The 2,760-nt window shown below is 64.2% G+C and carries 4 protein-coding genes and 1 pseudogene; 2 read left to right on the top strand and 3 right to left on the bottom strand.

Going from position 1 to position 2,760, the window contains the following annotated elements:
• From C3488_RS39505 to C3488_RS39495, 3 genes are all read right to left on the bottom strand, one after another.
• Positions 1 to 646, bottom strand: a 646-nt coding sequence (locus C3488_RS39505; protein WP_258053928.1) for a helix-turn-helix domain-containing protein, incomplete at its 3' end; no start/stop codon positions are given.
• 153 nt (positions 647 to 799) lie between these two features.
• Positions 800 to 1,321 (bottom strand): GNAT family N-acetyltransferase, encoded by a 522-nt coding sequence (locus tag C3488_RS39500; RefSeq protein WP_103845618.1) that lies wholly within the window; start codon positions 1,319 to 1,321, stop codon positions 800 to 802.
• A gap of 60 nt (positions 1,322 to 1,381) precedes the next feature.
• Positions 1,382 to 2,038, bottom strand: coding sequence for an adenylate kinase (locus tag C3488_RS39495; protein WP_146068032.1), 657 nt, complete (start codon positions 2,036 to 2,038; stop codon positions 1,382 to 1,384).
• A gap of 131 nt (positions 2,039 to 2,169) precedes the next feature.
• Here C3488_RS39495 and C3488_RS41010 point away from each other — a divergent pair, with 131 nt between their 5' ends.
• Both C3488_RS41010 and C3488_RS42290 read left to right on the top strand, forming a co-directional pair.
• Complete coding sequence (locus C3488_RS41010) at positions 2,170 to 2,334, top strand: hypothetical protein (protein ID WP_181139389.1); 165 nt, start codon at positions 2,170 to 2,172, stop codon at positions 2,332 to 2,334.
• Positions 2,335 to 2,544: 210 nt separating this feature from the next.
• A pseudogene (locus C3488_RS42290) lies at positions 2,545 to 2,760 on the top strand (conjugal transfer protein TraA); the annotation flags it as partial.

The raw sequence follows: 2,760 nt of genomic DNA, 5'->3' as shown, positions 1-2,760 counted from the left end.
CTGACGCTTCCCCACCATCCCACCAACGAGCAGACCGACCGACCGTCACGTGATCAACGACTTCTGTCAGGACCAGTAAGACTTCGGGTTCGCCGTCCTCCGGTATGACCTCGCCGTCGGCGATCGCGTAGAGGTGCTCGACGCGGGCCTTCTTGGCGGCGTAGTCGGGGTCGCGGGAGGTCTTCCAGGTCTTTAGGCGTTGAAAGGAGACGCCCTCCTCGCGGAGCAGGATGCGTAGGCCCTCGTGGCTGATGTCGTCGACCACCCCCTCGGCGACCAGGAAGTCGGCCAGCTTGGCCAGGCTCCAGGTTGAGAACGGCAGGCCCTGTTCGGCCGGCTTGGACTTGGCGATCTTCTTGATCTCCCGGCGTTCGGGGAGGGTGAAGCTTCTGGGTCGGCCGCCCTTGTACTTCGGGTAGAGCGCCTCGAAGCCGTCGGCGTTGAAGTTGTGGATCACGTCTCGGACCCGGTCCGCGCTGGTGAATGTCACCTCGGCGATCTTCGCGAATGGCATGCCCTGCGCGGACAGCAGCACCATCTGGGCTCGCCGCCAGGTCACCACCGATCCCGTGTCCCTGCGGATGGTCCTCAGCAGTCTTCGGCCCTCGTTGTCATCGATCTCCCGTACCTGCACCCGCTCGGCCATGCGCACATCCTGGCAGCGGCCCGGGCTTTGGGACGACGCTGACATCGCTTGACGTTTCCTCAGCTCAGCGAGTCACGTCCGTACCTGTTCGTCGTCGTGCAGGTAGCCGCCGCCCTCACCCGCGGTGACCTGGCCGTGCCCTGAGCTCGGGCATCAACCGACACTGGGAACCTCTTGCTCCTTGCTCAGCAAGATCCCGCGCGGTCCGAAACCGGACGCAGAGTAGAAGCCGACGGCGTCCTCGTTTGGAGCGAAGATGCCGGCGTAGATGATCGAGATACCCCGGTCTGCGGCAGATCGCTCCGCTGCTGCGACCAAAGTTGATCCCACGCCGCAGCCACGATGTCCGTCCAAGACCACGGTGTGGATCTCGGCCGCGCGACGGGGCACCAGGATCTGGTGATCTGGGGGCTCTGCCAGCAGGACCAGCTCTGCCATTCCCACCACCTCGCCCGCCACCTCTGCGACCGAGATCAGTACCTTGGATCCGTCAGCGAGTACCTCTTCGAAGTGCCTCCGCACCGCTTCGGCATCGGGAACCCGATAGATGTCGGGTGCGAGCTGGATGTGCCGTTCGGCATTGGCCACGCGCAGGCGGACAAGAGCAGGGACGTCCCTGCTCTTACAGTAGCGGGCCGGACCAAGATCGACATGAGCTAGAGCTTCCCACCGGATCGATCTAGTAGCAAGGTGCCCACCAGCTCACGTAGGGGCGAAACGTTGTCTGATGCGGCACTAGCTGCTGCCGTCCGACTCCTGCTGCAGGCTTCCCTCAAGGCCGACGCAGTTGGCCAACCAGGCAGCCACAGCCCTTCTGCTCTGCAGATGGACCAAGCTCACGTGGCCGTACTCAGGCCGGTCCAGCAGTTCCGGAATCACCGAGCGGTACTTCTCAGGTTCGCGCCAGGCCGAGTGGAATAGCCGGTCGCGCCAGGCCGCCCGCAGCGATTGTCGGCAGCCAGGAAAGACATCCTCGCGTCGCACGAACTGCCGGACTGTCCTTCTGAGTACCCGTGAGAAGGAGACTCGTCGCGGCAGGTCAAGCCACACAACGGTATCGGCTTGAGCCCACACGAGATCGGCGACCTGCCTGAAGTAGCTACCTGCGATGATCCAACGCTCGTTGGCAAGCACCTTCTGCGTCCGCTCACGGAACACATTGAGCTCGACACGACTCCAAGCTGGCCCCCAAAACAGCAGGTCCAGGTCTGTGACCGGTGTCTCCAGGGCCTCCCCGAGGGCCCTGACCAACGTGGTCTTGCCGGACCCCGCAGCCCCCACCACCACGATTCGCTTGATCATCTGGTTCAGGGTGCCAACGGCCTGCTTCCGAATCAACGCCCACAGCAGCGCCACTGACTGCATCACCCATGACCCGCCGTCCTCGCTCACACGCTCAAGGGCGGCAGACTCTCCCAGCGAACGATCAGGTGATCAGCTACTGAGTGACGTCATTTCTAACTGATATTGATCAAGCAAGGGGTGGCCTGAGTGACTCCCGAACTCACGTCGAAACGACATCCATGAAAAGTGACACAGCCACCGACGACCGCTTCATCGCCTCCGCGCTGCTGCTGCAGTCCGCACACCCCGGCCCCAAGCTGTACGCCGCGACCAGCGACATCAACCTGCAGACCAGACTCGCGGCAGTCGGCCTTCCCTACGTTGAGGGCCCCGCTGCCACATGAGCGAGCATCTGTGCTGAAAGGACCGCGGTTGACGGCCGTGGAAGCGCCGCATTCGCACGGCACGGTCAGCTCACGTAGCGGACGCGCATCAAGTCCGCCCATTCCTGGGCTCGGCTCATGTCGCTGGCGCAGTCGTTGCAGTGAGGCACCGTTGAGATCCGTGTGGGGTGGAGCGACTGGTGTGATCGGACCTCGACGGTCTTCCGCAGCGTGAGGGGTCGGCGGTACAGCGGACAAAGGTCTCCGTGGAGAAGTTCGTTCTTCATTGCCGGTGTCCCGCCCGGCGTCTGGAAGGGACGGGGCCTAGCGCGGTCGGCCTGGTGGCCGGAGACGTGGTGACCGAGCGGCAGGCCGAACTGCTCCTGGGTGAAGGCCGGCACCTGGACGCCGACCGGATCGAGCGCGAGCGCCTGGAGGCGGGCGACG

The sequence above is a fragment of the Streptomyces sp. Ru72 genome, assembly GCF_002920635.1.
GTDB lineage: Bacteria > Actinomycetota > Actinomycetes > Streptomycetales > Streptomycetaceae > Streptomyces.
Note: the sequence above shows the minus strand (reverse complement) of the source record. Positions and strands in the feature narration are given on the sequence as shown.